General features: G+C 29.1%; 18 protein-coding genes. 4 read left to right on the forward strand and 14 right to left on the reverse strand.

Annotation, left to right across the window (positions count from 1 at the left end; genetic code table 11):
- Nucleotides 1-451: 451 nt before the first annotated feature.
- Together ACQPUW_RS16175 and ACQPUW_RS16180 are read right to left on the reverse strand one after the other, a co-directional pair.
- The gene (locus tag ACQPUW_RS16175) at nucleotides 452-847 is read right to left on the reverse strand and encodes a DUF2752 domain-containing protein (RefSeq protein ID WP_430838502.1); all 396 of its coding nucleotides are present in this window, start codon (nucleotides 845-847) and stop codon (nucleotides 452-454) included.
- Nucleotides 848-1049: 202 nt separating this feature from the next.
- Nucleotides 1050-1583 (reverse strand): 2'-5' RNA ligase family protein, encoded by a 534-nt coding sequence (locus ACQPUW_RS16180; protein WP_430838503.1) that lies wholly within the window; start codon nucleotides 1581-1583, stop codon nucleotides 1050-1052.
- Nucleotides 1584-1978: 395 nt separating this feature from the next.
- Between ACQPUW_RS16180 and ACQPUW_RS16185 the strand changes: the two genes are divergently transcribed.
- Entirely contained in the window at nucleotides 1979-2677 is a 699-nt protein-coding gene (locus ACQPUW_RS16185; protein WP_430838504.1) for a DUF4489 domain-containing protein, read from the forward strand.
- A gap of 169 nt (nucleotides 2678-2846) precedes the next feature.
- Nucleotides 2847-3521, forward strand: coding sequence for a hypothetical protein (locus tag ACQPUW_RS16190; RefSeq protein WP_430838505.1), 675 nt, complete (start codon nucleotides 2847-2849; stop codon nucleotides 3519-3521).
- A gap of 76 nt (nucleotides 3522-3597) precedes the next feature.
- On the opposite strand, the gene ACQPUW_RS16195 is transcribed toward ACQPUW_RS16190, so the two are convergent.
- Entirely contained in the window at nucleotides 3598-4491 is an 894-nt protein-coding gene (locus ACQPUW_RS16195; RefSeq protein WP_430838506.1) for a radical SAM protein, read from the reverse strand.
- 496 nt (nucleotides 4492-4987) lie between these two features.
- Between ACQPUW_RS16195 and cplR the strand changes: the two genes are divergently transcribed.
- Nucleotides 4988-6631, forward strand: coding sequence for an ABC-F type ribosomal protection protein CplR (gene cplR, locus ACQPUW_RS16200; protein WP_430838507.1), 1644 nt, complete (start codon nucleotides 4988-4990; stop codon nucleotides 6629-6631).
- Nucleotides 6632-6822: 191 nt separating this feature from the next.
- Here the strand turns inward: cplR and ACQPUW_RS16205 are convergent, their stop codons facing one another.
- Nucleotides 6823-7155: a winged helix-turn-helix transcriptional regulator gene (locus ACQPUW_RS16205; protein WP_430838508.1), complete on the reverse strand. Its 333-nt coding sequence runs from the start codon at nucleotides 7153-7155 to the stop codon at nucleotides 6823-6825.
- A 205-nt stretch (nucleotides 7156-7360) separates the two neighbouring features.
- On the opposite strand from ACQPUW_RS16205, the gene ACQPUW_RS16210 reads away from it, so the two are divergent.
- Nucleotides 7361-7990, forward strand: coding sequence for a GNAT family N-acetyltransferase (locus ACQPUW_RS16210; protein ID WP_430838509.1), 630 nt, complete (start codon nucleotides 7361-7363; stop codon nucleotides 7988-7990).
- 152 nt (nucleotides 7991-8142) lie between these two features.
- On the opposite strand, the gene ACQPUW_RS16215 is transcribed toward ACQPUW_RS16210, so the two are convergent.
- From ACQPUW_RS16215 to ACQPUW_RS16260, 10 genes are all read right to left on the reverse strand, one after another.
- Nucleotides 8143-9384, reverse strand: a complete 1242-nt coding sequence (locus tag ACQPUW_RS16215; RefSeq protein ID WP_430838510.1) for a chloride channel protein — start codon at nucleotides 9382-9384, stop codon at nucleotides 8143-8145.
- A 311-nt stretch (nucleotides 9385-9695) separates the two neighbouring features.
- Complete coding sequence (locus tag ACQPUW_RS16220; protein ID WP_430838511.1) at nucleotides 9696-10370, reverse strand: response regulator; 675 nt, start codon at nucleotides 10368-10370, stop codon at nucleotides 9696-9698.
- Nucleotides 10363-11955 carry an ATP-binding protein gene (locus ACQPUW_RS16225; RefSeq protein ID WP_430838512.1) on the reverse strand — a complete coding sequence of 531 codons (1593 nt, stop codon included), beginning with the start codon at nucleotides 11953-11955 and terminating at the stop codon, nucleotides 10363-10365. Before ACQPUW_RS16225 ends, ACQPUW_RS16220 begins: the two co-directional genes overlap by 8 nt.
- Before the next feature lie 318 nt (nucleotides 11956-12273).
- A complete protein-coding gene (locus ACQPUW_RS16230) occupies nucleotides 12274-13260 on the reverse strand; it encodes a 2-keto-3-deoxygluconate permease (RefSeq protein WP_430838513.1) in 987 nt (328 codons plus the stop codon).
- Between the two features lie 27 nt (nucleotides 13261-13287).
- A complete protein-coding gene (locus tag ACQPUW_RS16235; protein ID WP_430838514.1) occupies nucleotides 13288-14460 on the reverse strand; it encodes an NAD(P)-dependent malic enzyme in 1173 nt (390 codons plus the stop codon).
- Between the two features lie 247 nt (nucleotides 14461-14707).
- Nucleotides 14708-14896 carry a transposase gene (locus tag ACQPUW_RS16240; protein ID WP_430838515.1) on the reverse strand — a complete coding sequence of 63 codons (189 nt, stop codon included), beginning with the start codon at nucleotides 14894-14896 and terminating at the stop codon, nucleotides 14708-14710.
- Between the two features lie 69 nt (nucleotides 14897-14965).
- Entirely contained in the window at nucleotides 14966-15340 is a 375-nt protein-coding gene (locus tag ACQPUW_RS16245) for a DUF956 family protein (protein ID WP_430838516.1), read from the reverse strand.
- Nucleotides 15341-15554: 214 nt separating this feature from the next.
- Complete coding sequence (locus ACQPUW_RS16250) at nucleotides 15555-16466, reverse strand: PTS system mannose/fructose/sorbose family transporter subunit IID (protein WP_430838517.1); 912 nt, start codon at nucleotides 16464-16466, stop codon at nucleotides 15555-15557.
- 19 nt (nucleotides 16467-16485) lie between these two features.
- Nucleotides 16486-17289 carry a PTS mannose/fructose/sorbose transporter subunit IIC gene (locus tag ACQPUW_RS16255; protein WP_430838518.1) on the reverse strand — a complete coding sequence of 268 codons (804 nt, stop codon included), beginning with the start codon at nucleotides 17287-17289 and terminating at the stop codon, nucleotides 16486-16488.
- Nucleotides 17290-17326: 37 nt separating this feature from the next.
- Nucleotides 17327-18304 carry a mannose/fructose/sorbose PTS transporter subunit IIA gene (locus ACQPUW_RS16260; RefSeq protein ID WP_430838519.1) on the reverse strand — a complete coding sequence of 326 codons (978 nt, stop codon included), beginning with the start codon at nucleotides 18302-18304 and terminating at the stop codon, nucleotides 17327-17329.
- Nucleotides 18305-19245 lie beyond the last annotated feature (941 nt).

The raw sequence follows: 19245 nt of genomic DNA on the forward strand, positions 1-19245 counted from the left end.
TAAAACTTACTTTAATAAAAAGAATTGCTGGTTGTTTAAATGTTTTATATATTCTGTTCAATTTTCAAAGACCATTTTATCTCGTCGCCCTCAAGCGACTCACTTATCTTATCATCTGCATCGAATCTTGTCAACAACTTTTTTAATTTCTTTTAAGAATTTAATTTAGTTGTTTTTTCTCTTTCGAGAATCGATTTCCTGCAACCGATGTATATGATTATATACTGTTTTTCGACACTATTTACATAATATAATCGCTTAATATAAGATTAGTCTCATTATATTCTATATTACTCTATTTTTCGTCATTTATCTTACATTGATATGCTTGGCTAAGTTTTCTATTTTTCAATTATTATTAAGTCTTTTAAATGTATAAAATATGCTACACTCACTAATTTTTCTCTTTTAAATTAACTATTTATATATTATATACTTTTAATAGATTAGGTTATTTATAATAATATATTAATCTATTTATAAAAGACTGACTATTATAATCCAATGGTTCTATACTTGGAAATAAAATTATCATTCTAACTATATAAACAATAAAATACAAACCTACTATAGTCACTATTGCTATAAGAATATATCTTCTATATTTAATAAATGCTTCTTTAAAGTATAATAATATTAAAATTGCTAGTACGGGTATCATTAAAAATAATGGATGCCAATAAAAAGCTTCTGATATATTTCCTTTTATAAAGCTTATCCATGCTCTAGTTAATCCACACCCAGGGCAAGGTACCCCTATAATTGATTTAAAAATACATCTCATATTAAATAGTAATATAAATATACTAATTGAAAATATCGTGAAAAAACCTTTTATCCTCTTCACATGTACCTCCCTTTAAGATCTAAAATTATATATTATTAATTATATCCTCATATCAGCTAATTCTATATGATTAAATATATATTCTAAAATACTTTAATTAATTTTATATAAGATATATTACATTATTAAAGTAATTATAATTATCAAAAAAGTAGATAGCCCTTGTACTATCTACTTACATTTATCTTAATCTTTATATATTTTAGAATAATCTTATACTATCTGTAAATTTTCCGTTTTCCATTTCTACTTTATATAAAGCAATTCCATCAAAGCTTGCCTCAAATGGCTCATATATATCTACCACAAAATTAAATACCTCTTTTAATTTTTGTTTACTTAACCCCATAGCCAAACTACAATGTGGATTCCACTTTCCTGGTAAGTAATACGATCTAGCTGATTCATCAAACTCTTTAAAGAAATCATAGTATTCTTTATGATAGTCTAATAAAGCCTCTGTAATTACCGGAGTTATGAAGCATGCCCCTGTAGTAGGAAATGCCCCTAAGGCATCGAATCTAGTATCTATTATTTTTAGTTTTGATTTAAATTCCTTCATTTTTGCTATAAACTTATCTTCATCTATATCTTCATAAATTGCTAACGTTATATGTGGTGCTAATCCATCTGTATCCTTTAAACTTGAATCTATCCCACTGCTACTTAGTGCTTCCCAAATTGAAGTTACATATCTTGATGATTTATTATCTAAAAATACATCTACTGCATACATTATTATTCCTCCCTAGTAACTCTACCATCTGCTACCCTCAAATATCTATAAATTTCTTATTATATATTCTATCATATTTAACTACGCAAAATTTGAACATATAAATTCATAATAATAAAGTATTTACGTAATCCTCTATATATCATTAAATAACTCTAAAATCATTCATATAAACTGTATACATATAATTATTATCTATATATACTCAAATAGCTGCAAATATTTTATTATGCTTAATATCTACGACAGCATATTTTAAAATAATCATTTCTATTTTTTAATTTAAAATAACACATTTTTCTCCCTCGTTCATACAATGTACTATGAAGAAAAACAAATAATTTGTTGAAGAAACAAAGTATTTATAAAAATTTTTAAACTTTGTGGAGGGATTTATGAAAATGATGCAAGAAAAACAAAATTGCTTTGACGATTGTGAATGTAATTTCGATGATTGTTGTGAGCCTAGAAAATGTTGTCACGAAGAATGTCATGAATGTAGAAGACACTGCGACGATGATTGTCACAAATGTAGAAGACATTGCGACGATGATCGTCATGAATGTAAAAAACGTTGCAAAGATGCACCTGAAGGTGGTAAAGCTTTATTAAGATGTGGCAAAGGCTCATCTGGTATACTTCCTAAAATTGATAATGAGGGTAAAATTTTTGGTGGAACAAATGCTATTCATATAGCTAGTGTTACTTTAGATACTAGAAATTTATGTAATCCTACAGTTCTTTTAAGCGTCAATCTACAACTAACAAACACAGCAGCTGGTGGCGGCGGATCAAGACCTGGTGGTGGATCTGGTGGTGGAGATGATGACTTTGCTTTAACTTTCACAGTTGTTAAATGTTGTAAGGGCTGTACTACAATTGTAGGTGAAGGTTTCACATTTGCAGATGAAATTGAGAAAGGTGCAAATAAATCATTTAGTTTCCAAATCTGTGATTGTAATAATTGCTGCGATGATTGCACAACTTATACACTTCAAATAACAAGCGCTACTTTAGAAGACGCAGGCTTATTAGTAAGAGCAGACATATCAGCTCTTGCTGTAGAAAATAATTGTTCTAATAGTTGCTGCTAATATAATTTAATTTGTTAAAAGATTTTAATATGAGTCTCAAGCAGAGTGTTGATGAATAATCAGCACTCTTTATTTATACATATATAGTAGGCATAAATTATTTGTTATTTAATTTGTTATTTATGAATATATTATATTAGGTTATTATTTTAAAACTATAGGAGGGCATATGGAAAATCAAAATAATTCTAACAAAATAAATTGTGAGTACTATGTATCTATGGGAAAGCCTGGTTCTCTTATAATAAAGGCTCCTGTAGTATTATCAAATTTGAAAATCTCAATTCCTATAACTACAGAATTAAACTTTAATGAAAGCTACATAAATATTTCAGAAAATACAAATAAAATATCCTTAAGCACCCTTGAAATTACTGGTAATAATGAACTCATAATAAGAGGTTCTATATCTAAAGTTTTAAAATATTCTATTAATAAGCTTAATCTTAACTCAAGTAAAAGCTTTAATTTAGATATTCCAATCGCAGAAAAGATAAATATTAATTTCGATCAAATCCCTATAAATAATAATATTGATTTTAAATTATATTATCAAAAGAATTCGCAACCAATTTATTGTGATTTAGATTATATACAAGTATTACAAGATATAATAACTAAAAAGGATAATAACTATATGAATGAGATTATAATTTCCCTTCATCTTTCCTTAACTCAAGTTCAGAATGTATTCATACCAGAACCTGATGGAAATGTCTTGATACTAAACGAAAACTCAAATGGCTTTATATTAGGTAAGGTCGATACTAATGAACCTAGTTATATGATTGGTTTTAACCCCAAAAAAGGATTAATTGCTAAAAGTATAAAAAATCCTAAATAATATATTTTTAATATAACTCTATATGGCTAAGGAGCTGTCTCAAAATAGATAGCTCCTTTTATATATATTTATAATTTTAAAATAGGCTTATCTGAACCTCTTCATATTTACTTTTATAATCTTTAATTATATCTTCCATCTTATATAAGATTCCATATTTCTCACATTCACTCTTAAAAACTTTCCATAATTCCTTTGAATTAATGGATGGATACTCATATCTATCTCCATATGTCTCAATATATTTTTTAGACAAGTCTTCACCTTCAAATATGTCTTTTAACTTTTTATAATAATATTCTCTTTGATTCTGCCTTAAAGTAACTCCCATACCAAAGGCAAATATAAATTTAGCTCCGCATTCATGTGCTTTTCTTACTATGTTTATTATATTTTCTTTATTATCATTTATAAAAGGAAGTATAGGCATCAGTAGTATACCTGTATATATTCCATTGTCAGTTAGTTTCTTTATTGCATCGAATCGCTCTGTAGTACTACTAACATTTGGTTCTATACTTTTAGCTAATTTATCATCATAAGTGGTAATAGTTATTTTTATTAATACAGGGGAATGTTCCTGTATTTTCTTTAATATATCTATATCCCTTGTTATTAAATCACTTTTTGTAGCTATACTTATTCCAAAATTACTTTTATCTACCTGCTTTAATGCCTCTCTTGTTAGACAATACTTTTTCTCGAAAGGATTGTATGGATCACTCATGGCTCCCATACCTATTACCCCTTTCTTTCTTTTACTCTTTAAATCCCTTTCTATTATTTCAGTGGAATTTTCTTTTGCCCTAACTCTATCAAAATCAACTATTTGATAGCAACTACTCCTTGAATCGCAATATATACACCCATGGCAACAACCTCTATATATGTTCATAGTGTAATTTAATGCAAACCAAGAATTATCCTCTATATAATTAGATACAATCTTTTTAGCAGCTATATACTCCATAATCAATACTCCTTATTTAAACCATACATTATTCTTTTCTAGACTTTATATAATTACTCTTATTATAGACATCTTACACTATCCTTTCTATGCCTAATTTTATCTAAGATAAATCTATAGTCGCCTAAAATAGTACATATCTAAATAATATGTTATTAAATTTTACTATTTATTAGATTACATATTAAGATATATTCTTATTAAAATGTAAGTACTAATCTACTTTAATTTTCTCTTTTTATCCATTGGATATATATTCAAAGTAGTGCTATACTATATATTAATATTAAAAATTATAAATTTTAAGGAAGGCAAAGGTAGTTTCACAGATGAGAATATAATCTATTTTTCAAATTTTGATTACAATAAAAAAGTATTTATTTGGAGCTTTTTTGTTGTGCTTAAATTTAGGGAGAGTAGATTATAGTGAGGTATTTATATTTGTCCTTTTAAATGGCTATATATACTCTCCTATATTTTATAGGAGGGATTTTTTATGTCTTTAGCAAGATTAAATAAAGTAAAAAAATATTATGGTGATAGATTAATTTTAGATATAGATAAATTAGAAATTTTAGACGGTGATAGAATAGGTTTAGTAGGTGTTAATGGTGCTGGAAAAACTACACTTATAAAAGCATTGATAAATGCTCTGCCTATTGATGAGGGTAATGTTTATATAACCAAAAGTTTTGCTTATATAAGTCAGACAGAAGATACTAATGAAAAGTTTTTAGATAATAATTTTAAAAATGTATTTAATGCACCTTTTGAGTATGATGACTTTTTATCAGGTGGTGAAAAAGTTAAGTTTAAAATAGCAAAAGCTTTAAGTGAAAATAAAAATTTAATTATTGCAGATGAACCAACTGCAAATTTAGATGGATATAGCATTGAAATACTTGAAAAAATGCTTAAAAATTATAATGGTGCATTACTTTTAGTTTCTCATGACAGAAATTTTTTAGATGCATTATGTAATACTATTATTGAAATTGAAGATGGAAAAATTAAAGTTTATAAAGGAAATTACTCTAAGTATTTAGAACTTAAAACTTTAGAAAGACAAAGATCTGAAACTGAGTATGTTGCTTATGTAAATGAAAAGAAACATCTTGAAAATGCTATCCTTAATAAGCAAAATATAAAAGATAGCATAAGAAGAACACCTAAAAGGATGGGTAATTCTGAAGCTAGATTGCACAAAATGGGCGGTCAAAAGGCAAAGAAAAATTTAGATAACAATATGAAAGCTCTAAAAAGTAGGATTGATCATCTTGAGGTTAAGGAAAAACCTCAAGCTATAAAAGAAATCAATATTACGGTTCAAGATAATTTAAAAATAGCCTCTAAGAACCTTATAGAAGTTAAACATCTTAATTTACTTGCAGGTGATAAATTATTGCTTAAGGATGCTAGCTTTAAAATAAAAAATGGCAAAAAGGTAGCTCTTATTGGTAATAACGGCTGTGGCAAAAGTACTTTGCTTAAAGATATTATTTCTAATAAAAATAATATAAAAGTTTTGGATAATGTTGTTATAGGATACTTTGATCAATCTCAATATATATTAAACGATAATGAATCAATATTAAAAAATATACTTAGAGATTGTTCCTATGATGAGAGTTTTGTTAGAACAAACTTAGACGGATTTGGATTTAAGGGAGATGATGTATTTAAACAAGTCTCTTTATTGAGTGGTGGTGAAAAAGTAAAGATAGCGCTTTGTAAGGTCTTATTATCTGATAACAACCTACTTATTTTAGATGAGCCTACTAACTACCTAGATATTAAATCCATGGAATCCCTTGAATCTGCACTTATTAATTGTAATAAAACATTGATTATAGTATCTCATGATAGAAAGTTTATATCTAATATATGTGATTATATTTTAGAAATAGATAATAATAAAATTAATGAATTCTCTGGTAGTTATGATGATTATATAACTTTTAAAAATAAACCTAAAATAGATTTAAAAGAAAAACAAAATAAAGATAATCTTATTTTATTAGAGAATAGATTTTCTGAGATTATTTCTTTAATATCAACAGAGCCAGATGTTAATAAGAAAAGCTTATTAGAAGATGAGTATAATAATCTCCTTATAAAGATAAAAGAACTAAAGAATTAATTTATATAAAAGAGCTAGGTAATTTTACCTAGCTCAATTTATATTACTACATATTTTTTAATATAACTCTTTATGTCATGCTGAATTTAATTATTTAATTTTATAACTTTAAGACTTTTAAAATTCTCTAAATGAGGTTCTTAACCTACTTAATTAAATTCTATATCTATATTTTAGTATTTATACTTATATTATTCACCACACTTAAGGTTTTCATTACTCCATCCAATCATCTTTTCCATCACAGGTAGAAGTAATAAACCTGCTTCACTTAAATAGTATACAGACTCCACTGTATTGTTTTCTATTTTTTTATCATTTACCATAATCCCTTGGTCAATTAATAATTCTAATTGTTGAGATAACATTTTTTTACTACATCCTGATATACTTCTCTCTAGCTCACCAAATCTCTTTTTTTCTTTCTGTAGTGCCCAAATTATAGACCCTACCCATTTCTTTCCTAATATACTTGATAAAGCTTCCACTGGACATTCGTATATAATATCATCTACTCCATACATCTCTTCTACCTCCCTTATTGAATGAATTTATTATTATATTATCATAAGATATATAATAATAAAAAACGTATTGAAATCTTTGCAATACGGCTTTTATATTTCTCTTAAATTTTCGTTGACTCTACTCTTAGGGGATATATTATTATCATAATAAGGCATTCATAATAGATAATAAATTTAATAATATGAAGTGAGGCATATAAACATGGATGAAGTAATATATAGGGATGTAACTAAAGAAGATTATAAGCGTATTAAAGAATTAATTGGAGAAGCGTTTCACATTAATGAATTTATAAAAGATGAAAATTTTTTAGATTCACTGCTAAACTGCTATCTACAAGAATGTATTATAGACAGTTCATTTAGTAAGGTAGCAGAAAAGAATAATAAAGTAGTTGGTATAATTTTAGCCAGCTCAGAAAAAGATAAAAATCGTTTAAAGAAAATGCACAATACTTTAAGTTTTATATATAGTATATTTAAGATATTCATAGCTAATAAAGAAAATAAAAAAGCATTAAAAGAATTCTCAAAAATTCGAGAAACATATGATGAGATTATAAAAGGAAAAGAAGATGATTTCGAAGGTTGTATAGAATTATTTATTGTGTCAAAAGAATCTAGAGGTTTTGGAGTTGGAAAGACCTTAATGAATTATTTATATAATTATATGAAAAGTATTGATGTAAAATCTATGTATCTATATACAGATAGTATTTGTAACTATGGATTTTATGACAGTCAAAACTTTAAACGTCTAAATGAAAAAAAAATATATCTTGATTACTCTCAAGAAGAACTCAATATATTTTTATACGGTTATAAATTCTAATAATAAAAGCAGCCGTACTAATTTAATATGACTGTTTTATTATTACATCTCCTTCAATTAATATATCGATTGAAGGAGACAATTTTTATGATAACTACAACTTATAAATCCATAATACAATTAATATAATACTAAAATAAAAGAATGAATAATTAATTATTCATTCTTTTTGCTTTTTTTAATTCTATTTTTTTTATAAGTTCCACGCCTAATATAGCAGCTATTATTATAAAGATAGCAAGATTTACTGGGAAAAATAATATAAGTAAAAATATTGCTACAATGTAACTTTTCATCACTGCACTCATAAATGTAGTTGAAACTATACATGCTGAAAATACTGGATCTATCCCAAATATACTTGAAAAAGCAAATCCCATGGCAACTCCAGAAAACATTACCGGGAAAATATGTCCTCCAATCCAGCCTGTTGAAATACAGAATTCTGTTGCTAAAAGCTTAAAAAAGCATATTATAAGAAGCGAAATTATCCCTATGCTCTCCCAGTTTGATATTAAATCTCTAAGCGCATGTTCACCAGAGAAAAATATATATGGTATTGTTATACCTAATATACCTAACATAATTCCACCTAAAATTGCTTTTATTACTTTGTAATTTTCTAAAGGTTTTAATATCTTCCTTAATATAACTCCAAGCTTATCATAATATAATGTTAGTAAAAGCCCTATTATTAAAAGAGGGATAAAGAATAGTATTTCTTTTCCACCTATATCAGCCTTTGAGAATCTTGTTATAAATGATGCCCTGTTATCTAATTGAGATAATAACTCAAATATATAAAAACCGGAAGCTACAGTTAATACATATATTACCGTCTTAACTCTTTTCATTCTATCTTTGTCACTTATTATGTTATAAAACCCGTATAATGGGGCAGCAAATATAATTCCTATAGTTGCTTCTATACTTGATTCGATTACTGTTTCATTAAAATCGTCACTAATTTCTTGTCTTTTAAATCCATATTTAAGAAAATCACCGGCTAAGGTAACTAATCCTCCTATGATTCCACTTAAAGCAGCTTCTGGTCCAAGACTTGCTCCAAACCAAAGAACAAATAATGCTGATATTATTGATTTAGGCAATGATTTATATTCAACTCTTTTAGTTTCTTTAAATTCTACTAAAACAGTTTGCATAGTTTTGGGATACTTCCCAAAATATTTTTGACATAGTCCTACAATAATTCCACCTAAAATACATACAGCTAGAACTAAATAAACATTATTCATTTTAAATATAAAATCGTACCATATCAAATCTATTCCACTAAATATTAAAGTTAAAAATAGCCATGTAACAGCTCCAACCGCTGCTCCTATTATAATGCTATAGCCTCCAGCAACGCATAAACTTAAAAATTTTTTCATACCGCTCTTCATCCTTTGTTATAAATTTTAAAATGTATGTAATAAAATAAATTATAGCATATATTTCCCTATATTTTTTTAATTAACCTTTTTATAAGCTTCTGTCATATGTTATGTAAAATTTCATTGATTTAAATTATGTTTTACTATTCAGAATTATATTATCTTAACTATTTAATACTACTTTCAATCTAATAAAACTCTAATATATATTTTATTTCTCCTTTTTATATTTTATACAATCTTATAAAATTTATCTAATTTTATAAATTGTCTTTATGTACTACTTTTTATGATATTTTTTATATACTTTATATCCTTCTAAATTTATGCTGTGGTCTTCCTACTTTTCCGTACTCAACTAGTTTTTCTAATAGCCCTTCCTTCTCCATATATTCCAAATACCTTCTAACAGTAACTCGAGCTACCTTTATTTTTTCTGATAATTCTTCAGCTGTAAAGTATTCATCATCTCTTCGCTCAATTTCTTCCCATATAGATTTATAAGTATATTTATTAAGACCTTTTGCAAGTCCTTCTCCTTCTTGAGATATAGAGACATTTGAAATTAATTTGTCTAATGCTCCTTGCTCAATTTCATCTCCTTTTTTAAATTCATAGTATCTTTCCTTGAATTGAATAAGTGACTCCTTAAATCTCTCAAAATTAAATGGCTTTATTAAATAATCTATCGTTCCATATCTAAAAGCCTCCTGAACTCTTTCTATGGTCTTATCTGCAGTAATTAATATTACATCAACATCAACATCTTCACTTCTAAGCCATTTTAAAAGGTCGATACCATTTTCCTTTGGCAGGAAAACATCTAGTAATATTAAATCTGGCTTCCTTATCATAATAAATTTTTTAGCTTCAGTAAGATTTCCTACTGCTTTATATAAATTAAAGCCTTCAACCCTTTTTAAGAATCTTGAATTTATGTCTCGTACCATTGGATCATCTTCAACGATCATTACTTCAATCAAATTCTTCACTCCTTACCATAGGTATAGTAATATCCCAATTAACTCCTTTATCTAACTTAACTTCAATTCTCCCATTAGCCTCTTCTATTATTTTTCTTACAATATACATGCCATGGCCTCTTTGCCCTTCTTTAGTGGTAAAGCCTTGCTCATAAATTTTATTAATATATTCTTCTTTAATACCAGGACCATTATCCTTAACTATTATTTGAAGGAAATCCTTTTTCTCTTCTATTTTTATATAAATTTCTCCATTACCATCATTGCTAACTGCATCTAAGGAATTTTCAATTAAGTTGCCTACTATTGATACGATCCCTTCAGATGTCATATGCTTAGGTAGAGACTTAAGGTTTGATTCTTCATCAATTTTGAACTTAACTCTACTTTCTTCAGCCTTATTATACTTAGAAAGTAATATCGCTGATAAAGACGGATCCTTTATTCTTTGAGTCAAAATACTGCTTATTTCATTCCTACTTTTAGCAACATCAGATATAAATTGTAGTGCTTCATCATACTCTTCAAGCTGTATTAACCCTGCAATAGTATGGAGCTTATTCATAAATTCATGGTTTTGAGCCCTAAGTGACCATGCCATCTTCTTTGCACCAGTAAGTTCTTCTGCTAATCTTGTCACCTCAGTTTTATCCCTAAATGTAGCAATGGCCCCTACAACCTTCCCTCTATCATTTATAGGAATTCTATTAGTCATTATTACAGTATTATTTATTATCTGCTCTTTTTCAAATTCACACTCCCCGGTCTCCAATACTGTATTCAAACGTGTTGTAGGAAAAATTTCCTCTATGTTCTTTCCTATGATATCGTTTTTATCAATATTATTTTCATAGTGAACTATATTTAATGCTGAATCATTTATAAGTGTAATATCACCTTTATTATCAACAGCTATTAGCCCTTCATGAATGGCACCGAGAATTCCCATCTTTTCATTATAAAGCTTCGTTATTTCATCAGGTTCAAGACCTAGTAAAGTATTCTTTATATTATTTGATAGCAAAAATGCTCCTACTATACCTACCGTCAAACCAACAAAAGAAGTTAATATTATGTATAATATGGCCATATGCTTAGCTTCTCCAATACTTTGTATAAGTGTGCCAACACAGACAAAGCCTATCTCTCCATTATTTTCATCATATATTGGAGCAAAAGCCCTCAAGGATTTTCCTAGTGTTCCAGTAGCCTCAGAAATATATGTCTCTCCCTTTTTAAGTACGCTAAGCTCATCTCCTCCCATAAATTTTTTACCTATCATATTCGAATTAGGGTGAGAATATCTAATTCCTTCAGTATCTGCTACTATTATGTACTCAATATGTTCCAAAGTTTTAAGCTGCATATCAATATACGGTGCAATATTTCTATTAGGGTCCTTTATCTTCAATGCATCTATTATTTCTGTAGAGTGAGCTACCATCTCAGCTACATTCATAACATTTGTTTTAGCCTCACTTTCAATATCTCTATTCATCCATGAGGCAACAGAAAAAATGATTATGGATATAGACATAAATACTACTATGATAATCAGTATAGTCAACTTTGTTTGCAACTTCATCGGTTTTTTCACATTCATCACCTCGACCTTAATATATGCATATCTAAGTTTTATAATTAAAAAGCTAAAAACACGGAATCATAGAAGACTATAAATACAGATAGAAGATTTAATATAGGAATAGATATTTTAATCCTATTATATAGCACTTCTTCCATTATTGTCTTCCATTTTTCCGTGTTTAATTTAGTATGTATGTAATATATTTTATTTAACCTTTATTCATAAGGTAAATTCCGTATTCATTAATTTATTTTTCTCTATAATACTTCTTATAGTAAAATATTCTTATTATATAAAAATTTTATTAATCATCTTTTATCCTGCAGCAACTTCACTGTCAACTTCGGCATCTAATTTTTTTAATTTATTCTTTCTGAGAACCTTAAATGCATAAGAGACAATGAACGGACAAACAATAGCAGATACTACACATGCGGCTGCAACCTGTGCTGTAGCTGTAGCTGCTATAACAGCTACTGTTGGGTCTATTGCTGCAACAGCAGCTGGTGTGGCTACGGCATTTCCCGCAGTCGAGCCTGTTGCTAGTCCAATTATAGGCTCTTCTTTAAATAATTTTAGTAATATAAATGCTCCTATCCCAGTTAATGAAGCTATTATTCCTAATAATATACCAGGACCTCCAGCTTTTATAATAGTTGTAAGATCCATTCCTGCACCTAATGGGAATGAGAAGAATGGGATTAATAATAATTTACTGCTTCCAAGGAAAGCTCTCATATCAGAATCAATATTTCCTAAAATCATACCTATTATTATTGGAATTAATACTGCTACAAGTGACTTAATAGGAACTTGAGCAAGTCCTGACGCACCTAATGCAACTAATGTAAAGAATGGACCATCTTTTAAAGATAATAAAGCATAAGCACCTACATCAGTTTCATCACCATATTGTGAAGCAAGAGATGCATATAATCCACCATTACAATTTGTTAATGCTGCAAGGATAGCTAATGGTGATAAACCTAGTACTCCGGCAGGTCCAAAAACTTTTCCTACAAATATACCAATTCCAGCACCTACTATAAATTTCCCTGTTATTAATAGTACACCTTTCTTTAATGCCTTTGGTGCTAGTTTAAAATGAATTTGTGAACCAATTAAAAACATAAAACAAGCTAAAATTGTTGATGATGCCTTTGCGCTGAATAATGCTGTTGTAAATCCACCAATCTTCAGAAACTCTGGGAAAAATGTATTAACTAATACTCCTAAGAAAAGTGGAACAACCATCATACCGCCTGGAATTTTATCGAGTGTTTTCTTAATTGGAATTTGCATATTAATCCCCTCCTATTTTTATCTATTCTATAATCTTGCAGAACCACTTTCTTTTGCTGCCTTTTTTATTGCCTCAGCTACATTAGCTGCAACAGTTTTATCTAAAGCATATGGAATTACATTGTCTTCATTTAATTCCTCATCTTTAATTATTGAAGCTATAGCATATGCTGCTGCTATTTTCATTTCCTCATTTATTTCTTTTGCTCTAACATCTAAAGCGCCTCTAAATATACCTGGGAAGGCTAACACGTTGTTAACTTGATTTGGGAAATCTGAACGCCCTGTTCCTACTACCCTTGCACCTGCCTCTTTTGCTTCGTCTGGCATAATTTCTGGAGTTGGATTTGCCATTGCAAAAAGTATTGAGTCATTATTCATACTTCTTACCATATCCTTTGATACAATTCCTGGTGCAGATACACCTATAAATACATCAGCCCCTACTAATGCATCAGCTAAAGTACCTTGAATCTTATCTGGATTAGTAATCTTAGCTAGTTCCTTTTTATCATCATCAACATTTTCAATCCCATCATAAAGAATCCCTACTCTATCACAAGCAATTAAATTCTTAACTCCAGATGATAATAATAATTTTGATATTGCAGTTCCTGCTGCTCCAGCACCATTTACTACTACCTTAATATCCTCTATCTTCTTTCCAACAACCTTTAGAGCATTTATAAATCCAGCTAGAACAACTATAGCTGTTCCGTGTTGATCATCATGGAATACAGGTATATCAAGTTCTTTCTTTAATTTCTCTTCAACTTCAAAGCATCTTGGTGCTCCAATATCCTCTAAATTAATTCCTCCAAATCCAGGAGCTATAAGCTTAACAGTTTTTACTATTTCATCTACATCATTTGTCGCTAAACAAATTGGGAAAGCATCTACTCCTGCAAATTCTTTGAATAATACTGCTTTACCTTCCATTACAGGTAATCCGGCCTTTGGTCCTATGTCTCCTAAACCAAGAACTGCTGACCCATCTGTTACTACAGCAACTAAATTACCCTTTGAAGTATATTTGTATACGTTTTCTTCATTTTCATGGATTTTTCTACAAGGTTCTGCAACTCCTGGTGTATAAGCTAAACTTAAATCGTCTCTTGTTTCAACTTTTACCTTACTTGTCACTTCAATCTTTCCAACTTTTTCTTCATGTAATTTTAGGCTTTCTTCAAAATAATTCATTTATATCATCCTTCCTTTTTGTTATCGTTTACTATAACTAAATGATATCAGCAAATTTAATACATTGAAATATTATGAAAATTTAAAATAAGTTTTGGTCATAAAGGATATTTTGATATTTTTTTAACAAATAAATGTAATGATACTGCTGCATAATATATTCATCCACTTAGAATTGATATCCGTTATTTTATCTCATGGTTTCTTTAAACTCTAGGCGTTAATTTTTACTTTTACATATTGAACATCAAAAAAGAGCGTTTCCTTTACACGGAAACGCTCTACCTCCATACTTTATATATCCTTGAATCCAACGATACAAGATATTTGCATGAATATTAAACTCTTTACTAAACTCTTTTATAGAAAAGCTTTCTTTTACAATGGGTCTAACTACTGAAAGTTTAATCTCTTTATCAAATGAACATCTTGACATAATCTGTTTGCTCGCTTTCTATTATCTTTCTGCCCAGTTTTATTATACCAAGTACAAAATCCTTTAATATCATTTCTTCTTAAATATAGATTTTACCCCTCGTTTGACAACATCAAAAAAGCTTAATGACTTAACTATGTGATTTGGATCAACGTAATTTCTAATAGTGCGAAGTACTTTCTTTGTTTCTTTAGATGAAAAAGAATATGTACCATTTTTCTTAGTTTTAATCGCATATCGTGGAATCCACTTTCCTTTTAGTATTACGGATACAATAACATAATCAATCTCTTCCCAAGGAATTTGAATGAATTTTTGAACATCACGAGAATTGTAAAATTCAAAGCCCTTGTCACCAATCATTATTCTTCCATAATCCGTAAGACCTGTAAAAGCTGTTGCATCAACTACTAAATCTACCTTTGTATTAAGTGATTCAACCATATATTCTACCTCTTTTCTACTTAGTATATACATTATATTTTATTCATATATTTCTTAAAAGAATCAAGAACCCATTGGCTCAAAATTAAATATTTATTCTTATATTCTATAATATCATAAAAATTATTTTCTTCACTCTACTTTAACTTATTTATGTTAAAAAAAGCCCAGGCTAAGTAAAAAATATTACACTAACCCAGGCTGAATAGAAATATTACATTAAACCTATTAAGTGGAAGACAATACCAATTATAAATAAAGCAAGAATAATTACAATTGGAGATACCTTCTTCTTAAGTAACCACATACAAAGAAGTGTTAATAATAATCCTGCAAGACCAGGAATTAATGAATCCAAGTTACCTTGTAATGTTGTAACCTTATCAGGAGTTAATGATAAGCCCGCTGATTGTTGGATTAACGCTTGTTTCATACCTTCTGCTCCAGCAGGAAGGCTACCCCAATCAATATAAGCACCTGGACTTAACTGAACAGTTGATATTACTGGAGTAAATTTAATAGATACCCATCTATTAACTAATGACCCTAAGATGAACATACCAAGTATGGATGCTCCCTTTGTAATTTCTTGTAATAAATTACCTGATAAATCTTCTGTAATACGAGAACCTGCTTTGTAACCAAGTTCTTGTGTATACCAAGTAAATGCCATACGTATAATATTCCAACCGAAGAAGAATATAATAGGTCCAAGAATGTTACCTGCCATAGCAAGTGAAGCACCTAATGCTCCTAATATAGGTCTAACAGTAAACCAGAAAACAGGATCTCCGATACCTGCTAAAGGTCCCATCATACCAACTTTAACACCTTGAATAGTTACATCGTCAACTGGTGATCCATTTGCACGATCTTCTTCTAATGCTAATGTTACCCCAATAATAGGTGAAGCTACATATGGGTGAGTGTTGAAGAATTCTAAGTGACGTGTTAATGCTGCTGATCTTTCTTCTTTAGTTTTATATAATTTTTTGATTGCAGGAATTAATGAGTATGCCCAACCACCATTTTGCATTCTTTCATAGTTCCAAGATCCTTGAATGAAAGTTGAACGCCACCAAATAGAAAGACGGTCTCTTTTTGTTAACTTTAAATTTTTTTCCATTTTCGTCTTTTCTCCCTTCTTAATAACTATCGATAATATCGCCTATTGGATCTCCTGTATTTGATCCACCATTACCTGAGCCACCTTTTTTACTAAGTGCTAAGTAAATAAGCGCTATTGCTACACCTATTGCACCTAATCCCATAAGTGTAATTTGTGGAATAGTTGCTAATACAAAACCAATTGCGAAGAATGGCCATACTTCTTTTGTTGCCATCATATTGATTACCATTGCATAACCAACGGCTACAACCATTCCTCCACCTACAGCTAAACCGTCTGTTAACCAAGCTGGCATAGCAGTAAGTAATGCACTAATAGGACCAGAACCAATTATTAAGATTAATGCAGCTGGAATTGCTATACGTACACCTTGCATACAAATAGCAATAATATGCCACATTTCAACTTTTCTTATATTTCCTTCTTTAGCAGCAGCATCCATAAAGTGTACGAATGCTGTAGCAATTGTACGACAAATAATTGTTAATAATAGTCCTGCAACTGCTAGTGGAATTGCTATAGCGATAGCTGAAGGAATCCCTGCTTGACCCTCTCCACTAAGAACTAGAATAATTGCAGCTGCAACAGATGCTAATGCTGCATCAGGTGCTACGGCAGCACCGATATTTGCCCAACCTAAGGCAATCATTTGAAGACTACCACCTAAGATTAGACATGGTATTAAGTTACCTGTAACTGCTCCGATTAAAGTACATGCAACTAGAGGTTGTTGAAATTGGAATTCATCTAGGATACCTCCCATCCCAGCTAAAAATGCAATAATAATAACTAATGTTATTTGAATTATATTTAGATCCACTATGTTAATCCTCCTTTTTCTATTAAAATAATCTAGATTATTTTAATTTATTTAATTCCCCTTGTGCTTTTTTAAGAATTTCATCCATATTTCCTTTTGAATCATTTGGAACTTTACGAACATCAAAATCTAATCCAGCTTTTTTAAGTTTTTCAAAAGTATCAATATCTTCTTGACTGAAAGCAAGAACTTTATTTGGTTGAACTTTACCTGGAGAGTGAGCCATAGATCCAACATTAACTGTCTTTAGAGGTACCCCTCCTTCTACTGCTCTAAGTAAATCTTCTGGATTTTCAAAAAGAAGCATTGCACGTTGTCCTCCGAAATGTTGATCATCCTTTGCAAGTTTAATCATTTGTTCAATAGGAACAACATGAGCTTTAACTCCTGGAGGAGCAGCTTGTTGAATTAACTTCTTACGAAGTTCATCTCTAGCTACTGCATCTGATACAACAATAATTCTTGTTGGTTGCGTAGTTTTTGTCCAAGCAGTTGCTACTTGACCATGAAGTAAACGAGAATCAATACGAGCTAAAACGTATTCAAATGATCCTGGCGCACCTGTATTAGACTGCTCGACAGAACCTGTAGTTGATTTATCATCATTAACTGGTTCTAATGCTTCAGGTTTAGCTTTAACTCCTTCTCTAGATGATTGTATAATACTAGCCGCAATTTCTTGTGCGGATTCCATTGAAAGACGTGCACCATAAGCTTCAATCACCATTGGTAGATTCATACCAGCAACGATTGCCCATTTATCTTTGTGTTCTTCAAATAGACTATTAGCTTGGTTGAATGGTGTACCGCCCCAAAGATCAACTAAGAATAAAACCTCATCTTGGTTGTCAAAGGATGCAATTGCATCTTTCATTTTTGCTTTAATATCATTAGGTCCTTCACTAGGCATTAACGTAACAGCTTGTACGTTTTCTTGTTCTCCAAAAATCATTGATCCAGATTGCAAAATGCCTTTAGCAAACTCCCCGTGACTAGCAAGAATAATTCCTACCATATATATACCTCCTATTTTTTATTTGCTACGATAAAATTTATACATAAGTTCTAAAAACTTGTAAGCAAAATTAATTATTGTAATTTTTCTCTAAATCAACTTTATCTAATACTTTATTACGTGCACTTATATTATAAGCAAATGTTGTGCCAATAAAATGTATTAAGAATTCTTAAAGTACTTAAAGCTATATGATTCAATGATTTAAGCTTTAATTTTAGCCATTGAATTTTTTTCTTTAATACACTTTAATTATTTTTTGATACTATTTTATTTTAGTTTCAAGTTATTTTGATATACTTATTCAAACATTTTATCTTTATAACAAATTCCATTCTCATTCGACATAATGTTTAATATATCTTTGAGTATATTCTTTACTTTATCGATGATTTCTATTGTAGTTTTATTTAATATACCTCTATAATTTTTATATATTGAACTATCCTTAATAATGGTCTTTTCAATAGTACAGCCTATATAAGCAGTTAGTTTAATACTTATAATGCTATCAAATTTCGTATTTAATTCTCATTGTAATACACTTATATTTTCAATTAATACACTAAGGAATCATCATCTATAATTGTATTAATGCATTTTTCAAAAATTAGATTTACTAAGTGTTGATTTATAACGCATCCTGGCCTTTTAATAAAAATATCTGCTAGTTTATGTACATGAATTTTAAAAATCTATATACTGTATCCTTACCAAATTTAAGAGTATTAATTTTATATTTCATATAAATGCTTTTAACTTTATAAGCAAGCTAAAATATATAGTAAAATATGATTAATTCATATACATTTTCTTTAAAGCAACTATAATTTTGAATTATTTAACAAGTTTTAGTCATAATATTAATTAGTAAAATAAATTTATTAATTTAATGCGACTCTTAATATGACTAACTAAAAGAATTCAACCAACCGAATTAA

This window comes from Clostridium sardiniense, assembly GCF_050584765.1.
Lineage (GTDB): Bacteria > Bacillota > Clostridia > Clostridiales > Clostridiaceae > Clostridium > Clostridium sardiniense_A.

Bases quoted from the DNA above. Each gene is read 5' to 3' on its own strand.
- ACQPUW_RS16190 (WP_430838505.1), top strand. From the start codon at position 2,847: ATGGAAAATCAAAATAATTCTAACAAAATAAATTGTGAGTACTATGTA.
- ACQPUW_RS16235 (WP_430838514.1), bottom strand. From the start codon at position 14,460: ATGAATTATTTTGAAGAAAGCCTAAAATTACATGAAGAAAAAGTTGGA.
- ACQPUW_RS16245 (WP_430838516.1), bottom strand. From the start codon at position 15,340: ATGGTTGAATCACTTAATACAAAGGTAGATTTAGTAGTTGATGCAACA.
- ACQPUW_RS16180 (WP_430838503.1), bottom strand. From the start codon at position 1,583: ATGTATGCAGTAGATGTATTTTTAGATAATAAATCATCAAGATATGTA.
- ACQPUW_RS16225 (WP_430838512.1), bottom strand. From the start codon at position 11,955: ATGAAGTTGCAAACAAAGTTGACTATACTGATTATCATAGTAGTATTT.
- ACQPUW_RS16260 (WP_430838519.1), bottom strand. From the start codon at position 18,304: ATGGTAGGAATTATTCTTGCTAGTCACGGGGAGTTTGCTAAAGGCATT.
- ACQPUW_RS16230 (WP_430838513.1), bottom strand. From the start codon at position 13,260: ATGCAAATTCCAATTAAGAAAACACTCGATAAAATTCCAGGCGGTATG.
- cplR (WP_430838507.1), top strand. From the start codon at position 4,988: ATGTCTTTAGCAAGATTAAATAAAGTAAAAAAATATTATGGTGATAGA.
- ACQPUW_RS16195 (WP_430838506.1), bottom strand. From the start codon at position 4,491: ATGGAGTATATAGCTGCTAAAAAGATTGTATCTAATTATATAGAGGAT.
- ACQPUW_RS16240 (WP_430838515.1), bottom strand. From the start codon at position 14,896: ATGTCAAGATGTTCATTTGATAAAGAGATTAAACTTTCAGTAGTTAGA.
- ACQPUW_RS16215 (WP_430838510.1), bottom strand. From the start codon at position 9,384: ATGAAAAAATTTTTAAGTTTATGCGTTGCTGGAGGCTATAGCATTATA.
- ACQPUW_RS16185 (WP_430838504.1), top strand. From the start codon at position 1,979: ATGAAAATGATGCAAGAAAAACAAAATTGCTTTGACGATTGTGAATGT.
- ACQPUW_RS16210 (WP_430838509.1), top strand. From the start codon at position 7,361: ATGGATGAAGTAATATATAGGGATGTAACTAAAGAAGATTATAAGCGT.
- ACQPUW_RS16205 (WP_430838508.1), bottom strand. From the start codon at position 7,155: ATGTATGGAGTAGATGATATTATATACGAATGTCCAGTGGAAGCTTTA.
- ACQPUW_RS16250 (WP_430838517.1), bottom strand. From the start codon at position 16,466: ATGGAAAAAAATTTAAAGTTAACAAAAAGAGACCGTCTTTCTATTTGG.